Genomic DNA, 17560 nt, shown 5'->3' with positions numbered 1-17560 from the left:
AAAGCTGGCCGAGCTGGCGCTGTCCGGGCCTTCATCGTCCGCGCCGTGCCGCAGCCTCAAGCGACTGCTGCAGGGCCACGAAGGCATCCAGGGCCTCCCATAGCGCGCTGCCGTCCAGTCCCGGCTGCAACTGACCCAGGGCCAGGGCGGCCGCTTCCAGGCTGCTCAGTTGATGGGGGGCGTGGGCCTTGCGGATCACATAGCGGCTGGGCGGCGTTGCCGTCAGGGCCAGCCGCGGCAGCGTTTGCAGCCAGGGGGAGTTGCGCAGCAGCTGGCGGCTCTGGCGCCAGGTGCCGTCCAGCAGGACCAGGCGAGGCAGGGGCTGGCCCGAGGGGCAGGCGGACGCAGTTCGCAACGGGGTCGTCGGGTCCGGCGGGTAGAGCAGCAGCAGGGGATGGGTGTCCTCGGCAGGCGCCGGGAAATGCTCGCCGACCTGACGCTCGCAGCGCCTCAGGCACAGCTGTAGCAGGCCGGCCGTGCCCTTGGCCTGGCGGGCCTCCCCGGGATGCTGGAGGATCAGCAGGGGGACAGCGTTGTCCAGCGGCCGGATGCAGCCGCACAGGCAGCCGGCCAGGGGCCGCTCGCAGCGGGGGCAGCAGGGGCGGCTCACCAGGGCCTCACAGCGCTTTCAGCGGCAGCGGTGCGCCGCTCTTGACGCAGCGGATGGCGAAATTGCTGGTGATGTCCTGGACCATGGGCAGGGCCTGCAGCCGACGCACGATCTGTTCGTAGTCGGGCAGGTCGCCGACGACCACTTCCAGCAGGTAGTCATGGGCGCCCGAGACCACATGGCAGGCCACCACCTCGCTCATGGCCTGCATGCCGGACTCGAACTCCCGAACTGCGTCTTCCCGGTGATGCATCAGCTTCACGTTGACGAACACGGTGGTGGCCAGTTGCAGGCGTTTGCGGTCCAGGATGGCGCGGTAGCCGCTGATGTAGCCCGCCTCCTCAAGCCGGCGCAGGCGCCGGGCGCAGGGGCTTTGCGACAGGGCAACGCGGTCGGCCAGTTCGGCCACGGAGAGCCGGCCCTCGCGTTGCAGCAGCTCCAGCAATTGCAGGTCGATACGGTCCATGGAAGGGTTTGCACAAAAAGCGCGTCAAGATGATCTGGATTGGTGATAAATGGCTTTATCAGACCAATTCAGTGGCGAATGCGGTCAATTATGGCGCGCCTATCACCAGAAAATATGCGTCATTCAGTAGTAACCCGCAGTATTGCCGTGTCCACCATTGCCCCGTCTTCGCTCCAGGCCGCCGGCCTGGCCCTGCCTGCCGCCCACGACCGCCACGCCGCCCCCTGGGCCGCTTGGGCGGCTCTGGCATTCACCCTGCTGATCTGGGCCAGCTTCTTCGTCTCCCTGCGGGCGGGTGCCCGCGCTGCGCTGGCGCCGTCCGAGCTGGCCCTGGTGCGCTTCCTGCCTGCCGGCCTGGTTTTCCTGCCGGTGGTGATTCTGCGCTGGCGCCGCTTCGCCAGCCTCCCGGCAATGCAGTGGATGAGCATCGTGGCCGGCGCCGGCCTGCCCTATTTCCTGGTCGCCGGAGCCGGCATGCGCCACGCCCCGGTGGCCGATGGCGCCACGCTGATCCCGGGCACCATCCCGCTTTTCGTCGCCCTGATCGTCGCCTTCAGTCAGGGCCGTGCCGCACTGAACCGCTGGCCTGCCCTGCTGACCGTCGTCAGCGGCGTGCTGACGCTGCTGGCCTTCCATCATGGCGAAGGGCAACTGGCCCAGGGCTACGGCCTCTTCCTGCTGGGCAGCCTCATGTGGGCCAACTACACCGTGGCCTTGCGCCATTCGGGCCTGAGCCCCTTCGAGGCGGCGGCGCTGATCTCCGTGGTGTCCCTGGCCCTGCTGCTGCCCTGGCTGCTGATGCATCCGCCCCTGGGCCTGATGGCCTTGCCGGCGCGTGCCTGGGTCTTGCACGGCAGCATCCAGGGTCTGGGCGTGGGCCTGCTCTCGACGCTCAGCTATGCCTACGCCATCCAGCGCCTGGGCGCGCAGCGGGCGGCCACCGTCGGGGCCTTGACGCCTGTGCTGGCGACCAGCCTGGCCTGGCCCATGTTCGGCGAGGTGCCGGACGGCGCCACCCTGGCGGGCATGGGACTCATCGTGGCCGGTGTGCTGTGGAGCCAGCGGCCCCAGTGCTGATCCCTGCGGCTGATCTTCGACCTCAGCGGTACAAGGGCAGCGCGTCGACGCGCTGGCGGATCATGGCCATCATGCGGCGATAGCCCTGGCCCTGCAGCCCGCCGTACTGCTGCTGCAGCGCCTCGGCGCTGAGGAATTCGGGCAGGTCGTCCGTGCGGGGCATGAAGTCATGCTCGGGTGCTTGCGCCGCCAGGCGCTTCTGCAGTCCGGCCGGATCGCGTTCGGCGTAGAGCCCCATCCGGGTGCCGGCGAGGTCGGCGGCCAGGTCGTTGAAGCTGAAGCCACTGCCGCCTCGCGAATCAGCCACCTCCTTGTAGATGCCGATGGCGTCGGCGAGCGGGCCGCCGCCTTCGATGGCCAGCACTACCGAGACCAGCAGATGCTGCGCGAAATCCTCCCGCCCATTGGCGGTGATGGGCATGGGCCGCGCGCGCGGCCAGCCGAGCGCTGCGGGGAGCAGGCGGTTGGCGTGTTCGCCTGCAGCATGCAGGGCCAGGATGATGAAGGCGGCACGGTTCTCCAGGCGTGGGTCCTCCCCGGCGGCACTGCGCTGCAGGGCTTCGGCGAAGAAGGGCGGCATCACGTTCGCTACCGAGACCGGCGTGCCGGACAGATGGGGCTCGCACAGCTTCACCAGCAGGGCGTTGTAGTGCTGCAGCCGGGCCTGCTCCGAGGCGGGCCAGCGGGCGTTGAGGGCCTTCTTGAGCGAGTCCGGCTTCCACACATAGCTCATCTCCAGCTGCCCAGGCGCGAAGCCGATGTGCTGGATCAGTTCGCCCGCCACCCGTAGCTCGGCCTGCGCCGTCAGTCGCTCGGTGAGCCGCCGTACCAGCCAGTCGGAGGCCCAGGTGGGCAGGGGCAGGTGGCCGATGCGCAGCTGACGCAGCCGTGGCAGGCTGCCCGTCTCTTGAAACCGTGCGCGGATGTTGAGCCAGGGGCCGGTGCCACCTTCGCGCAGCGGGATGCTGGCCTCCAGCAGGGCCTCGTGCTGCGCCAACTGGGCCGTGGCGCGGGCCTCGTGGTAGCGGTTGACCAGGCGCCCCAGCAGCAGCTGCAACTGGGCCTCGCTGAGACGGGCGACACGCAGCCCGCCCGGAGGCAATTGGCGTGGATCGTTCTGGCGGAGGATGTCGCTGGCCTGCTGAAGCTGCACGCCTTCCAGCGCGGGCGGCGCAGGCACGCTGGGCTGGGATTGCAAGGCCAGGGCTGCCAGCAGCAGGGGCAGGCCCAGGCTCAGCCCTAGAAGCAGCCAGAGGCTGCGACGAAGCAGTCGGCCGAACTGGGCACGTCGCGGGATCGAGGTCATGGGGGCCAGTCTGCCATTGCGCTCGTGGCGCTTCCGAAAGCCAGCCTTTGCGCGCATCTCAGCGCACCGTCCCCCGGCTGGCGACAATGCCGCCCATGCCCGCTGCCGACGCCCGTCCGGACCCCTCCCCCACTGCCGCCCCCGCACTGCGCCCGCTGCTGCGCCTGCAGACCCTGGACCGCGGCGACGGCTTGCTGGGCCTGCGTCCGCATGGGCGCCTGGGCCCGCGGGGCGCGCCGCTGAGCCTGATGCAGTTGTTCCTGGTGGACGCCGTCGGCGGCCCGCCCTGGCCCTGCCCAGCTGAAGGGCAGGCGGGCCCGCATCGCCCCTGGGTCCAGCAGCTCCTGGCCCTGGGCGCCCAGGCCTTGCGGGCCGACCATCTGCAATGGCGCCAGGCACCCGCCGAAGCCCTCGGTCGTGCCTGGACACTGCTGCTGGAGGAGGACTTCGGCGACTTCATCACCGATATCGTCCCGCGGCTGGTGGCCGAGGGCTGGGTGGTGGAGCGCCTGCCGGGCTTTGCCCACGAGCCGCTGCCGGTCAATGCCTGGCATCTGGGGCTGCATGGCGAAGGGACCGAGGAGCCAGGCAATGTGTCGCGCCTGGGCGCGCCCCGCCAGCGCGGTTCCTGGCTGCTGAGCCTGGGCCTGGAGGTGCAGGGCGAGCGCCTGGACCTGGCGCCGCTGATGGCCAATCTGCTGCGGCGGGACAAACGCTGGTTGGATGCCGTGGCGCTGGAGGCCATCGAGGACGAGGCCGACATCTTCCTGCGCGCGCCCGGCGGCCGGCGTTTCCACACGCCGGCGGCGCCGCTGAAGCAGCTGATGCGGCACCTGCTGAGCCTGGTCACGCCGCGCCAGCTGGACGGCAAGGGGCCGCTGCGACTGTCCGAGTGGCAGGCGCAGCAACTGGCCCTGTTCGACGAGGACAGGGGCCGCTGGCAGCTCCAGGGCCAGCAGGCACTGGACGCTCTGGTGGCGCGGTTGCGGCAGGCCGGGCAGCCAGCGCCCGTGCTGCCGCCCGAGGGCCTGGGCCTGCGCCTGCGCGACTACCAGCTGCAAGGACTGGCCTGGCTGCAGTACCTGGGCCAGCAGGGCCTGGGCGGCATCCTGGCCGACGACATGGGTCTGGGCAAGACCGCACAGACCCTGGCGCATCTATGGATGGAGAAGCTGTCAGGGCGCCTGGCGCAGGGGGCGCTGCTGGTCATGCCCTCCAGCCTGCTGTTCAACTGGGCGCAGGAGGCGGCCCGTGTCTGCCCCGGCTTGCGCGTGGCCACCTGGCATGGCGCCCTGCGCGGGCAGTCGCTGCCGGACTGCGATCTGCTGCTGTGCAGCTACGGTCGGGTCTGGCGGGACCTCCGGGTGCTCTCGGGCCGGGAGTGGGACTGGCTGGTGCTGGACGAGGGGCAGGCAGTCAAGAACGCCGCCTCGCGCACCGCCCGGGCCCTGCGCCGCCTGCCCTCGCGCCAGCGCCTGGTGCTCAGCGGCACGCCGCTGGAGAACCACCTGGGCGAGCTGTGGGCGCATTTCGACTTCCTGCTGCCGGGCTTCCTGGGCGATGCCCGCGGCTTCGCCCGCCACTGGCGCAAGCCCATCGAGGAGGGAGGAGACGGGCGCCGGGCACGCTGGCTGGCAGCGCGGGTCCGGCCCTTCATGCTGCGGCGGCTCAAGGAGGAGGTGGCGCCCGAGCTACCCCCGCTGACCGAGCTGCGCACCCTGCTGGAGCTGCCCCTGCCTCAACGCCAGCTTTACGAAGGCGTGCGCGTGGCGGCCGACCACATGGTGAGGCGCATCCTGGCTCGCCAAGGGCTGGAGGGCGGGCTGATCTCGGTACTGGACGCCATGCTGCGACTGCGCCAGCTGTGCTGCGATCCCCGCCTGATCGAGGAGGTGCCGGCGAAGCTGGGCGAGGGTTCGAAGCTCGGCTGGCTGCGCGAGCACCTGCCCGATCTGCTGAGCCAGGGGAGGCGGGTGCTGGTGTTCTCGCAGTTCGCCCGCATGCTGGACCTGGTGGAGGGACTGCTGTCGGAGCTGAAACTGCCAGCGCTGCGCCTGAGCGGTGAAACCCCCGAACGCCAGCGTGGCGAACGAGTGGCCCGCTTTCAGGCAGGTGAGTGCCCACTCATGTTGCTGAGTCTGAAGGCTGGAGGCGTGGGCCTGAACCTGACGGCGGCAGACACCGTCATCCACCTGGATCCCTGGTGGAACCCGGCCGTGCAGGCCCAGGCTAGCGCCCGAGCCCACCGCATCGGGCAGGACAAGCCGGTCTTTGTGCATCAGCTGCTGGTGCAGGGCAGCATCGAGGAACGCATCCTTGCCCTGCAGGCGCGCAAGAAGGCGCTGGCGGACGGGGTGATGGGAGTGGATGGGGCCGCCGAGCTGCTGAAGTTCAGTGCGGCTGATCTGGAGGGGCTGCTGGCGCCGCTGCCGGCACTCGACGAGGACGTGGAGGGGCCCCTGGACCTGTGAGGCACCGAGGGCCTGCCTGCAACTGCCAGCCGGGGCGACGAGGGCGCGGTGAGTGGGCTGGAAATGCAAAGAGCGCCTCGTGGGCGCTCTGCGGGGGCGGGACGGGGAGGCCCCCCGTCGTGCTCAGCGCTTGCGGTCGAAGCGCAGGGCGCGGGCCAGGCTGCGGCGGTCTGTGCCCAGGCTGGCGGTTTCGAAGGCTTCGTGCTTGCGGCCCTTGTCGGTGTTCCATTCGGTCATGGGCACGCGACGGTTCTGGGCTTCGGTACGGGATTGCGACTTCATCATGGCGACTTGCCTTTCCTCTTGCTGGACCCCATCAGGCGGGTCTTGAGGGGCACAACGGGGGGGGCAGACCGCCGGTTGACAGCTGGGGCAAACTTTTTTCACGATCCTTCCCGCCGGCCTGGTTCGCGCTCGGAGCAGGGGGCCCGTCGTGCCACTACAACGTGAGGGCTGTCCCTTCCGGCTGTCCCCTTCTTTGTCGCTAAGCTTGCCCGCCATGTCCTCCTCGCTCGCCCAACGCCAACCGCCGCCCACCCTGGTTGCCTGCCTGTGTGCGGCCTGGTGTCGCCTCTGCGACAGCTATCGCGAGACCTTTGCCCAGTTGCGCGAGCAGCACCCTGGCGCCCGCTTCATCTGGGTGGACATCGAGGACGACGCCGAGCTGGTCGGCGACCTCGATGTGGAAACCTTCCCCACCCTGGTCGTGGGTGTGGGCGAGCAGCTGCGCTTTTGCGGTCCGGTGACGCCCCAACTGAGCACTGCCCAGCGCCTGCTGGAGACGGTGCTTGCCCCCGACGCGGCGGTCGCAACGGCCGGGCCGGATGCCCAGGCCCTGCTGTCCCGGCTCCAGCACAGCTGCTGAGCCCGCCCAGACCCTCGGCACGCGCGGTCCGGTCCGGTGCGGTGACAATCCCGCCACTCAACACCTCAGAGTCCTCCTCATGACTGTCCAACTCAAGAGCGCCCTGTCGCGCGCCACACCCATCGTCGTGCTGGATGCGGCGAGCTTCCAGGCTTTGAAGTCCAAGCTGCCCAAGCCCGCCCAGAACTGGCTGGCTGCCATCGGCTTCACCGCCAAGCCGGACAGCCATGCCCTGGTGCCTGGCGTCGACGGCAAGATCGAGAAGGTGCTGGCCGGCGTGGCCAGCGTGGCCTCGCCGTATGTGCTGTCCGCGCTGCCCATGGCCCTGCCTGAGGGCAGCTACACGCTGTCGGACGAAGGCCTGGCCGTCGCGCCTGAGCAGGCCGCCCTGTCCTGGGAGCTGGGCAGCTACCACTTTGACGTCTACAAGGCTCGCCCCCGCGCCAGCGCCACGCTGCTGCTGAAGCCGGGCATCGCGGCCGAACGCGGCCTGGCCACCGCCACTGCCATCTGCGCCGCCCGCGACCTGATCAACACGCCTGCCGAGCACATGGGCCCGGCCGAGCTGGCCGCCGCCGTGCAGTTGCTGGCCAAGCAGCACGGCGCCAAGTTCAAGCAGATCGTGGGTGAGGAGCTGCTGAAGAAGGGCTTCCCGGCCGTGCACGCCGTGGGCCGCGCGAGCGTGCGCGCGCCGCGCCTGGTCGAGCTGAACTGGGGCAAGGCCAAGGATCCGCTGATCAGCCTGGTGGGCAAGGGCGTGTGCTTCGATACCGGGGGCCTGGACCTCAAGACCCCCGAAGGCATGCGCCAGATGAAGAAGGACATGGGCGGTGCCGCCAATGCCATTGCCCTGGCCGGCCTGATCATGACGCTGAAGCTGCCGGTGCGCCTGCAACTGCTCATCCCCGCGGTGGAGAACGCCGTGGCCGGCAATGCCTACCGCCCGGGCGACATCATCAAGACCCGCAAGGGCCTCCAGATTGAGATCGGCAACACCGATGCCGAAGGCCGCGTGATCCTCTCCGACGCCTTGGCCTACGCCAGCGAGGGCAAGCCTGAGCTGATCATCGACCTGGCCACGCTGACCGGCGCCGCCCGCGTGGCCCTGGGCCCGCAACTGCCGGCCCTGTTTGCCAAGCACATGGACACTGCCCGCGAGCTGGTGGACCTGGGCCTGAAGATCGATGATCCAGTCTGGCACATGCCCCTGTGGGCGCCTTACCAGCAGGGCATCCAGTCCAGCCTGGGCGACATCGTCAACACCGGCCCCAACCCCATGGCCGGCGCCATCAATGCGGCGCTGTTCCTGGAGTACTTCATCGAGCCGCTGCAGGACTGGCTGCACCTGGACATCTATGGCTCCAACGCCCGCTCCCTGCCGGGCCGCCCGGAAGGCGGCGAGGCCCAGGGCATCCGCACCCTGCTGGCCTATCTGGAAGAGCGCTTCGGCGGCTGAGCGACAGCCCGGCCCGCGCAGCAAGGCCCGCCTCGGCGGGCCTTCTTCATGCGCGCTGCTGCAGCATCCAGCTCGCGATGCGTTCTGCAATCATCAGCGTGGGCGCGTTGGTGTTGCCGCTGGTGATGGTGGGCATGAGGCTGGCATCGGCCACGCGCAGGCCTGCCACGCCGCGCACCCGGCCCTGCGGGTCGGTCACGGCCATGGGGTCCTCGGCGCGGCCCATCTTGCAGGTGCCCACGGGATGGAAGATGGTGGTGGCGATGTCGCCGGCCAGGCGGGACAGCTCCTCGTCGCTCTCGTACGCTGGCCCGGGCTTCACTTCGCGGGGTTTGAAGGGGGCCAGCGCGGGCTGCGCCACGATGTGCCGCGTCAGGCGAAGGCTTTGCGCTGCGATGCGACGGTCCTCGTCGGTGCTGAAGTAGTTGGGCGCGATGGCCGGCGCCTGTTCCGGGTCGCCACTGCGGACGCTCACGCTACCGCGGCTGCTGGGATTCAGGTTGCAAACGCTGGCGGTGAAGGCGTTGAATCGGTGCAGGGGCTCGCCAAAGGCGTCCAGCGACAGGGGCTGCACGTGGTACTCCAGATTGGGCCAGCGCAGCTCCGGCGAGGAGCGCGTGAAGGCGCCCAGTTGCGAGGGCGCCATGCTCATGGGGCCGCTGCGCGACCACAGGTATTGCAGGCCTATGCCCAGCTTGCCCCACCAGCTCGCCGCCTGGGTGTTGAGGGTGCGCGTGCCCTCGACGGCGTAGATGGCCCGGATCTGCAGATGGTCCTGCAGGTTCTGGCCGACGCCGGGCAGGTCTTGCTGCACGGGGATGCCCAGGGACTGCAGCAGTCCGGCCGGCCCCAGGCCCGAGCACTGCAGGATCTGTGGCGAGCCGATGGCGCCGGCCGCCAGTACCAGCTCGCCGCCAGGCGCCAGGCGCACCTGCTCCATGCCATGGGGCGTGCGCACCTCGGCGCCTTCGCAGCGCAGGGCACCCGAGTCGTCGCGGCGCAGGCTCAGCCGCTGGACCGTGGAGCCCGTCCAGAGCTCGAAATTCGGGCGGCCCAGGCAGGTGGGGCGCAAAAAGGCCTTGGCCGCGTTCCAGCGCAGGCCGCCGCGCTGGTTGACCTCGAAGTAGCCCACGCCCTCGTTGTTGCCGCCATTGAAGTCCTCGGTGCGCGGGATGCCGGCCTGCTCGGCAGCGGCGGCAAAGGCGTCCAGGATGTCCCAGCGCAGACGCTGCTTCTCCACCCGCCATTCGCCACGGTGGCCATGCAGGGCGCGGAAGGCCTCGTCCGCCGCTCCCTTGGCATCCAGCCGCCAGTGGTCCTCATGCTGCTTGAAGAGAGGCAAGACCTGACCCCAGGACCAGGCGTCCTCGCCAGTGAGGGCTGCCCAGTGCTCGTAGTCCCGGGACTGGCCGCGCATGTAGATCATGCCGTTGATGCTGGAGCTGCCGCCCAGCACCTTGCCTCGCGGATAGCGGAGCTGGCGGCCGTTGAGCCCGGCCTCGGCCTCGGTGCGGTAGAGCCAATCGGTGCGCGGGTTGCCTATGCAGTAGAGATAGCCGACGGGGATGTGGATCCAGTGGTAGTCGTCCTTCCCTCCGGCTTCCAGCAGCAGCACGCGCTTGCCGGGGTCGGCGCTCAGGCGGTTGGCCAGCAGGCAGCCTGCGGTGCCTGCCCCGACGATGATGGTGTCGAAGTCCATGGGCTCGGGTCCTTCTGCGATTCAAGTCCAGCCGGCGGCCAGTTCACGGACCAGTTGGGCCGCGGGCTTGGGGCGGGCCAGTGGCAGGGCCTGACCGGCCCAGAGACTCAGGCGCTCGGCCTGGCCCTGGGTTGCAGCGGCCTGGCGCAGGGGGCGGGTCAGTGCGTTCGGGATGGGGAAGTCCGGCAGCGGTGCGTCGGCCATCTCGCGGGTGAAGTCGTTGGCCAGGCCGCGGGCCTCGCGGCCCGAGAAGGCGCGAGTGAGTGTGGAGTCGGCATCGCGGGCCTTCAGCAGCGCCTCGCGGTAGGCGGGCGTGAGCGGACATTCCTCGGCCAGCAGGAAGGCCGTGCCCACCGCTGCGGCGGTGGCACCCAGCGCCCGTGCGGCCGCCATGCCGCGGGCATCGGCAATGCCGCCGGCTGCGATCACGGGCACATAAAGCGCGTCCACCAGTTGCGGGACCAGCGCCATCGTGCCGATCAGCGCACCCTCGCGTCGGCCATGGAAGCCGCCGCGATGCCCCCCGGCCTCATAGCCCTGGGCGACGACGGCATGCACACCGCTCTCCTGCAGCTGCAAGGCCTCGCTGAGCTGCGTGGCTGTGCCCAGCACGACCCGGCCTTCGTTGCGCAGGGCCTGGACGAGGGCGGGGCCCGGGTCACCGAAGGCAAAGCTCACCACCGCGGGCGCCAGCTCCCGCACGACGGCCAGTTGGGCCTCGAAGTCCTCCTCGCAGGCTGCGGGCACTTCCGGCACGGGCAGGCCCAGTGCCAGGGCATGCGGGGCCAGGCGCTGGCGATAGGCCTCGACCCGGGCTGTGTCGATGCTCCAGGGCTGCGGGCAGAAGAGGTTGATGCCGAAGGGCCTGGACGTGCGGGCGCGGATGTCGGCCACCACCGCCCGGATGCGTGCCGGGCTGAGGTAGGCCGCGCCCAACTGGCCCAGGCCGCCCGCCTCGCTGACGGCCGCTACCAGGGCCGCGCAGGCGGCCTCGCCGGCCATGGGGGCCATCAGTACCGGCGTGGGAATGCCCAGCTTCTGCAGAAAGCTCTTCATGGCGCCACCCTCAGTTGGACAGGTGCGAGGCCAGCACCGGGAAGAGCTTGATCAGGCCGTCCTGCAGCAGCTCGACAGCCAGCGCAGCCAGGATCAGGCCCATCAGCCGGGTCATGATGTTGATGCCGGTCTGGCCCAGCACGCGGGCGATGCGGCCGGACGCTGAAAACACGAGGTAGGTTGCCAGGCCCACCACGACGCCATAGCCGACCAGCACGCCCAGCTCCCACCAGTGCCGGGTCTTGTCGGCATAGATCACCATGGTGGAGATGGTGGCGGGGCCGGTCAGCAAGGGGATGGTCAGCGGCACGACGGCGATGCTGGCGCCGCTGCTGAGCTTGGCCCGGCCTTCGCTGAGGTCCTCGGGCCGGCTCTCCGCGGGGCGGGCATTGAGCATCTGCAGCGCGCTGATCAGCAGCAGCACGCCGCCGCCCACCTGGAAGCTGGCCAGCGAGATGTTGAAGAAGTCCAGCACCTTCAGTCCGGCCAGCGCACTGATGGAGATCACCAGGAAGGCCGTGACGGAACTGACGCGCACCGTGTGCCGGCGCTGCTCGGGGCTGAGGTCCTGGGCGAAGTGGATGAAGAAGGGCACCACGCCGATGGGATTGACGATGGCCAGCAGGGCGATCAGGGGCTTGACGATGTCCATCCACGCGTCTCCATCAGGTAGTGAAGGCCGGCAGCGGCACGCGGGCCGTACCAGCTGATCAGCTCGCCGTCGACCAGGCGCACCCGGGCCTGCGGACACAGGGCCTGGGCGGCGGCCAGGTGGCTGTTGTTGAAGCTATAGGGCTCCGAGCTGAGCAGGACCTCGTCGATGTCCTGCAGCCAGGCTTCGTCGCCGCGGACTACGGGATAGCGGGCGGCGCCGGTCTCGCCGCCGAAGGCCTCGGGCCAGCTGAGCCAGCCCACCTCGGCCAGCATGCGGGCGATGTAGGTGTCACGGGCCACGGCCATCCAGGGATCCTTCCAGATCAGGTACAGCACGCGCCGCGGGGGCCAGGTCTTGCCTCGCACCGCCTGCAGCGCCTGCGCCAAGGCCTCCTGCAGGGCCTGGGCGCGGGCCGCCACGCCGGGCAGGTGGCCGAAGTGTGCCAGCAACTGGTCAATCAGGGCCGCGTTGTCCTGCGGCCCCCGGGGATGGGTGACGATGAGCTCGGGCACGAAGGTGCGCAGGGCGTCGGCGGTCTCGACACGGTTCTCGTCCATGTTAACGATCACATGGCTGGGTGCCAGGCGGCGCAGCTTGTCGAGGTTCACGTCCTTGGTGCCGCCGACCTTGGGAATGGCGGCTACCTCATGGGCAGGGTGGATGCAGAAGCCGGTACGTGCGACCAGGAAGGGTCCCAGGCCCAGCGCCATCAGCAGCTCGGTGATCGAGGGCACCAGGGAGGCGATGCGGGGTGCCTCGGCGTTCGTCACAGCTGGGCTTCCTCGACGGGAGGCTCGGTCAGCGCCAGCCACACGGCGCAGCAGCCGCGCAGGTAGAAGAGGGCCGGCAGCACCAGGGCCAGGGCGAAGACCACGCCGCCGCCCGTCTGCACGGCCAAGCCTGCCGCACTGGTATTGATGGGCGTGCCTGCCGCCCCCAGGCTGCGCAGGCCGCGTCCGAACAGCCCGGCCATCAATTGCTGCGAGGGCAGCTCGATGCCGGCCGCCCAGGGAACGAGCAGGGCCATGGTCTGGCCGCCGCCGATGACGACCACGCTCACACAGGCGCTGACCAAGCCCGAGATGCCCAGAACGCCCACCATCAGCACCGCCGTGTCCAGCAGCCGCCAGCGCAGCAGGCCGGCCAGCTTGCGCAAGGCCCGTGCCGGCGGCAGGCCAGCCCAGATCGACGGCCCGGTGAGGGGGCCGACCATCACCATCAGCGTCAGGAGCATGCCGCCGAACAGCCCCACGCCCACGGGCACCAGTGCGCTGAGCAGCAGAGGGCCCAGCTGCGGTATCCGCGAGAGGCTCAACAGTCCCAGCATCAGCGCCGCCAGCATCCCGGCGGCGGCCACCATGGCGACCAAGCACAAGAGTACGCGTGGAGCAATACGAAGACTGTCATAGGCGGCGTCACGCAGGTCCCGGACGGGGCGCCCGCGGGCCTGGTCCATCAGCAGCAGACCCGTGGCATTGACCCCCAGGAAGACCATGATCAGGGCGCTGCAACCCCAAAGGGCGCCGCGCCAGGTCTGGTCCCTGGCGAGGTCGGCTTCTGCGGCCCCCAGCATCAGGCCGGCCAGGCAGAAGGAGGCCAACAGGGCGCGAAAGGCGGCGCCATTGCGGGCCGCGTCCAGGCTGGACAGGAGGCGCGCGAGGGTGTGGGGGCTGAGGCTGGAATGCACGGTGGGGATCGAAGTCCGCTGCATCTTAGCGATGCTGGACCGGGGCCTCGCCTTGCCATGGGAATTGCTCGATTACCCTAGGCAGGCGCGCCGATCCGTGCCGAAATGCGCCCAAACAAGGGTTTGTACTGGTTTTCTTGCGGCGCCTAAAAACAACAGTCCACAGAGGGTGCTTTGCTCCGCCGGAAAAGCTCCGCCCATAATCGGCAACCTGTGTCTGGATGCAGCGCCTTCGGTTGAATGGTTCACGATGGGTTGAAGCTCCACATGGTTATTTGGTATTGAAAGGGCTTCCCCATGGGAAACAAGCTTTACGTAGGCAATCTGGCCTATAGCGTCCGCGACGAATCGCTGCACGAGGCGTTCTCGCAATTTGGTACGGTGACCTCTGCAAAGGTCATGATGGATCGTGAAACCGGTCGCTCCAAGGGCTTCGGTTTTGTGGAGATGGGTTCGGACGCCGAAGCGCAAGCCGCCATCAATGGCATGAACGGTGCTGCGCTGGAAGGCCGTGCTGTGGTCGTGAACGAAGCCCGTCCCCGTGAAGAGCGCCCGGGCGGCTTCGGCGGCGGCGGTAGCCGTGGTGGCTTCGGCGGCGGTCGCTCTGGCGGCGGCGGCTTCGGTGGCGGCGGCGGCGGCGGTTACGGCGGTGGCCGTTCCGGCGGCGGCGGCGGCTACGGTGGTGGTGGCGGCTACGGCGGCGGTGGCCGTTCCGGTGGCGGCGGCTACGGCGGTGGTCGTTCCGGCGGCTACTGAGCACCCCGGCCGGGCTGAACCTGTTCAGTCCTGGCAAGAAAAAGCACCCTCGTCGAGGGTGCTTTTTTTATGGCCCTGCCTTTGCCAGATGAGGCTCAGGAGCGGGCCTGGTGGGGGTCTTTCGAGAACTGCATCGGCAAGGCTTCATGCTCCGGCGGGTCACGGGATGCGACGCGCCCTGCGGCGGAGCGCACCTCGCGGCACTGCCTCAGCGCCCGAACACGGTGCTGTACTTGGCGAACCATTCCTTTTGCGTCCCTTCACCGGGCTGGCGACGCGTGTGGGTGTAGCCCAGGCTGAAGGCGCTGCTGAGCCCCTGGCGACGCTGGTAGACCAGGGACTGCGTGAGCCCATGCCGCCGGTCTGCCTCGAGCGCGCCGTCGGGCATGCGGCTGAGGCCGCGCTGCTGCAGGATCAGGCGCAGGGAGTCCTGGGCGCTGAAATGCAGCACGGCCAGCGACTGCCCCAGCCACTCCTGCAGCGAGCGCTGGTGCCGGGGGCCACGTACGTCAGACCACCCCAGGTGCTGGTTCCATTCCAGCGCCATCTGTGCAGGCAGGTTGAAGCGGAAATTCGCATCGATGGCCAGGGTCTGGCCGCGCCCAAGGCGGTCCGCCTCCACGTCAAGTCGTCGACCGAACTCGTAGTCGATGCTGAAGAGGCTGAACCAGGGCGAGGGATTGAGGATGAAGCCCAGGTTGACCGTGCGAGGCTGGTGCAGGGCGCCTGTTGCCGAGGCCCGCTGCGCATCCAGCCCCACATGAGCCCAGAACTCGAACTTGCGCGCCGAGGTGAACCAGACGCCGGGCTGCACACGGCGCTCCAGGACCTGGCCGGACGGGATGCCGAACTCGGGATCCGCCAGCGTGCTGGTCTGGGCCAGCTTGAGCTGCCACTCGAACTCGTAGGCGGGCCAGCTTAGGGCCGTGCCGGGCAGACTCAGGGTCTGGCTGCCCATGCGGCGGTTGATCTGGGCGGTGATGCGCTGGATCCCGGTCTGGTTGACGAAGCCGTTGTCATTGGCAAAGCGCGGACTCAGTCGCTCCAGATGGATGGCGTTGGCCCAGTCCTCGCTGCGATGCCGGCCTTCGACCCAAACATAGCTGCCGCTCTGCGCGGACTGGCGCAGGGGCAGGTCCTCGGCGTCGAAGCCCAGGGTGGTGCTGGACAACAGCACATGGCCGCGCATGCTGGACTGCTCGCTGAGATTGGCGTGGAAGTCGCTGCCCAGCACCCAGTTGTGCCGGCCCAGTCCGTAGTCGCGGACGGAGACAAGGCCCGCCGCACCCCATCGATCGAACTGGCGATGCAGGCGGGCGAAGCTGGCTTGGGAACTCAGGTGCTGGGGCAGCCGCTCCAGGGTCTCGTAGGCATTGGAGCGGAAGATCTTGCCGCCGCCCTTGTCGCGCAGGCTGAGAAAGGTGCCTTCGGCCTCGGCGCCCCGCCAGGTGGCGCGCAGGCCCCAGTTGGGGTCGGTGATGGCTCGCGAGTAGAAGGCGGCCAGGCCACGCGCCTGCCCGCTGTCGTCTGGCTGGCCCTTGCCTGTCACGTCCTGGCTCTCCAGGAAGAAGGGGCGCTTCTCTGTGAGCTGCAGCGCAAAGCGCGTGTTACCGGTCAGCTGGGGGACGTCCAGCTCGACCTGGGAGAAGTCGGGATTCAGTGTCGCGTCCACCACCCAGTCGGCGCGTGGGCGCCATTTGAGTTCCAGACCCAGGTTGGCGTCGTTCTGACGGGTCAGGGGCATGCTGGCGCTTCTCTCCTCGTGCCGGCGCAAGGTCAGCTCGGGGCGCAGTTCGACAAAGCTGCGCTCGCGCACGGTCTGCACCAGATCGCCCAGGCCCGCGATGGGCTGCAACTCGGCGATGTTGTGCAAGGAGTCCTGGGTCAGCGGCGCCGAGACGAGGAAGACGTTCTCGTCGCGGGGCACGCTGCGCCCCACCATCAGCCGCCAATCGGCTCCCCCCTGGTAGGGGTAGCGCAGGGTCGACAGGGGCCAGCGCAGCTCGATGCTGTAGCCGTCCGGGAGGCGCTGGGCGGCAGCCTGCACGTCGAAGTCGGGAGCAAAGTCCTCCACGTCGTCCACAGCGGCGATGCTGCCGTCCGCCACCACGCCATTGGCTCCCACGCGCACGAACTGCGCCGTGCGGCGCTGGCCCATGGGATCCAGGAAGACGACGACATAGTCCTGGTCCCGTTTGACCTGATCCCGTCGCACCAGGGGGGCGCGGATCTGCTCGGGATGGTCGTCGTAGCAGCGGATGCCGATGATCAGGGCGTCCTTGTCGGCGATCATCTGAACCGTGGTGCGCCAGCGCGCGGGCTTCTTGTCCTGCGGCTGGAGCTGGATGAAGCTGTCATGAATGGGCGCCTTTGCCCAGATGGCCTCATCCAGGCGCCCATCGATCTGCGCATGGGCCTGGTCCACGCGCAAGGCCTTGGGCCAGGGCATGTCGGTGAGGTCTGCGCGGGCCTGCTGCATGCCCAGCAGGGCAAGGCACGCCGTCGCGACCGCATGGCGGGTTCTGTTCATGGCTCCTCCTTGACTCGCGCGCGTAGTTGTTGGACGCGAGGCTCCCGTGCCCGGCGGGATTCCATTCGGGCGCGCGAAGTGTAGGAGGCGCAGCCTGGGCTGCCTGCAAAGGCCGGCACGGGCTGGGGATGCTTGTGGCGCCGGGCTTACTCGCCTTCTCGGTGTTTACGCGGACGTCCCGCCAGCAGGCGGTCGTACAAGGCATTGGGTATCAGGCGCAGAAGCCTTGCCACCATGCCCATCTGCCAAGGGATGACGCGGAATCGATCGCCGGCCTGGATGCTGCGGTAGGCCGCTCTGGCAAAGCTTCCAGCAGACATCAGGAATGGCATGTGATAGCGATTGCGACGGGTCAGCGGGGTGTCGATATAGCCCGGCACGATGGTGGTGACGCGCACGCCAAAGGGGCGGCATTCGCCCCGCAGGCTTTCGCAGTAGCTGATGACGGCTGCCTTGCTGGAGCAGTAGGCGGCATGGCCCGGCAAGCCGCGGATGCCGGCCACGCTGGCAATGCCCACCAGGCTGCCGCTGCCGCGCTGGTTCATGGGCGCGATGAAGGGATGGAAGGTGGCCGCCGCGCCGATGTTGTTGGTGGCGTAGACGCGCTGCATCACGGCCAGGTCCTCGTAGATGGCTGTGTCCATGCCCACCGAGATCCCGGCATTGGCGATGACCACGTCCGGCAGGCCCTGCTCGGCGATGCAGCGGCGCCCGGCCTCGACGATGGAGTCGACCTGGCTCACGTCTGCACCATAGATGCGCAAGCGCGAAGCCTCCAGGCCCTGGTCCTGCGACCAGCGCGCCAGTTCCTCGGTGCGGCGAGCTACCAGTGCCAGGCGCCAGCCCTGCTGGTAGAACTCAAGGGCCATGGCCTGGCCCAGTCCGCTGGAGGCGCCGGTGATGTAGACGAGGGGAGCTTGGCTCAT

Annotated in this window: 16 protein-coding genes; 5 read left to right on the top strand and 11 right to left on the bottom strand. The window is 69.2% G+C overall.

Annotation, left to right across the window (positions count from 1 at the left end):
- Positions 1-31 precede the first annotated feature (31 nt).
- The gene (locus ACS5PK_RS20650) at positions 32-610 is read right to left on the bottom strand and encodes a tRNA-uridine aminocarboxypropyltransferase (RefSeq protein WP_439442153.1); all 579 of its coding nucleotides are present in this window, start codon (positions 608-610) and stop codon (positions 32-34) included.
- Positions 611-617: 7 nt separating this feature from the next.
- Positions 618-1076, bottom strand: a complete 459-nt coding sequence (locus ACS5PK_RS20645; protein WP_269631127.1) for an Lrp/AsnC family transcriptional regulator — start codon at positions 1074-1076, stop codon at positions 618-620.
- Between the two features lie 147 nt (positions 1077-1223).
- On the opposite strand from ACS5PK_RS20645, the gene ACS5PK_RS20640 reads away from it, so the two are divergent.
- Positions 1224-2153: a DMT family transporter gene (locus ACS5PK_RS20640; RefSeq protein WP_439442152.1), complete on the top strand. Its 930-nt coding sequence runs from the start codon at positions 1224-1226 to the stop codon at positions 2151-2153.
- Positions 2154-2175: 22 nt separating this feature from the next.
- On the opposite strand, the gene ACS5PK_RS20635 is transcribed toward ACS5PK_RS20640, so the two are convergent.
- Entirely contained in the window at positions 2176-3459 is a 1284-nt protein-coding gene (locus ACS5PK_RS20635; RefSeq protein WP_439442151.1) for a hypothetical protein, read from the bottom strand.
- A gap of 95 nt (positions 3460-3554) precedes the next feature.
- Here ACS5PK_RS20635 and ACS5PK_RS20630 point away from each other — a divergent pair, with 95 nt between their 5' ends.
- Positions 3555-5930 carry a DEAD/DEAH box helicase gene (locus ACS5PK_RS20630; protein WP_439442150.1) on the top strand — a complete coding sequence of 792 codons (2376 nt, stop codon included), beginning with the start codon at positions 3555-3557 and terminating at the stop codon, positions 5928-5930.
- Between the two features lie 123 nt (positions 5931-6053).
- Here the strand turns inward: ACS5PK_RS20630 and ACS5PK_RS20625 are convergent, their stop codons facing one another.
- Entirely contained in the window at positions 6054-6215 is a 162-nt protein-coding gene (locus tag ACS5PK_RS20625; RefSeq protein ID WP_439442149.1) for a hypothetical protein, read from the bottom strand.
- A gap of 214 nt (positions 6216-6429) precedes the next feature.
- Here ACS5PK_RS20625 and ACS5PK_RS20620 point away from each other — a divergent pair, with 214 nt between their 5' ends.
- Together ACS5PK_RS20620 and ACS5PK_RS20615 are read left to right on the top strand one after the other, a co-directional pair.
- Positions 6430-6795 carry a thioredoxin family protein gene (locus ACS5PK_RS20620; protein WP_439442148.1) on the top strand — a complete coding sequence of 122 codons (366 nt, stop codon included), beginning with the start codon at positions 6430-6432 and terminating at the stop codon, positions 6793-6795.
- Positions 6796-6874: 79 nt separating this feature from the next.
- Entirely contained in the window at positions 6875-8251 is a 1377-nt protein-coding gene (locus ACS5PK_RS20615; RefSeq protein ID WP_439442147.1) for a leucyl aminopeptidase family protein, read from the top strand.
- 46 nt (positions 8252-8297) lie between these two features.
- On the opposite strand, the gene ACS5PK_RS20610 is transcribed toward ACS5PK_RS20615, so the two are convergent.
- Genes ACS5PK_RS20610 through ACS5PK_RS20590 form a run of 5 tightly spaced genes read right to left on the bottom strand, consistent with a single transcriptional unit; the run spans position 8298 to position 13372 of the window.
- Positions 8298-9950: a GMC family oxidoreductase gene (locus ACS5PK_RS20610; RefSeq protein ID WP_439442146.1), complete on the bottom strand. Its 1653-nt coding sequence runs from the start codon at positions 9948-9950 to the stop codon at positions 8298-8300.
- Between the two features lie 21 nt (positions 9951-9971).
- Positions 9972-11006, bottom strand: coding sequence for an NAD(P)H-dependent flavin oxidoreductase (locus ACS5PK_RS20605; RefSeq protein WP_439442145.1), 1035 nt, complete (start codon positions 11004-11006; stop codon positions 9972-9974).
- A 10-nt stretch (positions 11007-11016) separates the two neighbouring features.
- The gene (locus ACS5PK_RS20600) at positions 11017-11658 is read right to left on the bottom strand and encodes a MarC family protein (protein ID WP_439442144.1); all 642 of its coding nucleotides are present in this window, start codon (positions 11656-11658) and stop codon (positions 11017-11019) included.
- Complete coding sequence (locus ACS5PK_RS20595; RefSeq protein ID WP_439442143.1) at positions 11637-12473, bottom strand: helical backbone metal receptor; 837 nt, start codon at positions 12471-12473, stop codon at positions 11637-11639. The genes ACS5PK_RS20600 and ACS5PK_RS20595 overlap by 22 nt, the downstream gene beginning before the upstream one ends.
- Complete coding sequence (locus ACS5PK_RS20590) at positions 12428-13372, bottom strand: hypothetical protein (RefSeq protein ID WP_439442142.1); 945 nt, start codon at positions 13370-13372, stop codon at positions 12428-12430. Before ACS5PK_RS20590 ends, ACS5PK_RS20595 begins: the two co-directional genes overlap by 46 nt.
- Positions 13373-13645: 273 nt before the next feature.
- Between ACS5PK_RS20590 and ACS5PK_RS20585 the strand changes: the two genes are divergently transcribed.
- Positions 13646-14104 carry an RNA recognition motif domain-containing protein gene (locus tag ACS5PK_RS20585; protein ID WP_439442141.1) on the top strand — a complete coding sequence of 153 codons (459 nt, stop codon included), beginning with the start codon at positions 13646-13648 and terminating at the stop codon, positions 14102-14104.
- A gap of 208 nt (positions 14105-14312) precedes the next feature.
- Here the strand turns inward: ACS5PK_RS20585 and ACS5PK_RS20580 are convergent, their stop codons facing one another.
- Both ACS5PK_RS20580 and ACS5PK_RS20575 read right to left on the bottom strand, forming a co-directional pair.
- Complete coding sequence (locus ACS5PK_RS20580; RefSeq protein WP_439442140.1) at positions 14313-16634, bottom strand: DUF5916 domain-containing protein; 2322 nt, start codon at positions 16632-16634, stop codon at positions 14313-14315.
- 146 nt (positions 16635-16780) lie between these two features.
- Positions 16781-17560, bottom strand: a complete 780-nt coding sequence (locus ACS5PK_RS20575) for an SDR family oxidoreductase (RefSeq protein WP_439442139.1) — start codon at positions 17558-17560, stop codon at positions 16781-16783.

The organism is Roseateles sp. DB2 (assembly GCF_051857535.1).
Classification (GTDB): Bacteria; Pseudomonadota; Gammaproteobacteria; order Burkholderiales; family Burkholderiaceae_C; genus Roseateles_B.
Note: the sequence above shows the minus strand (reverse complement) of the source record. Positions and strands in the feature narration are given on the sequence as shown.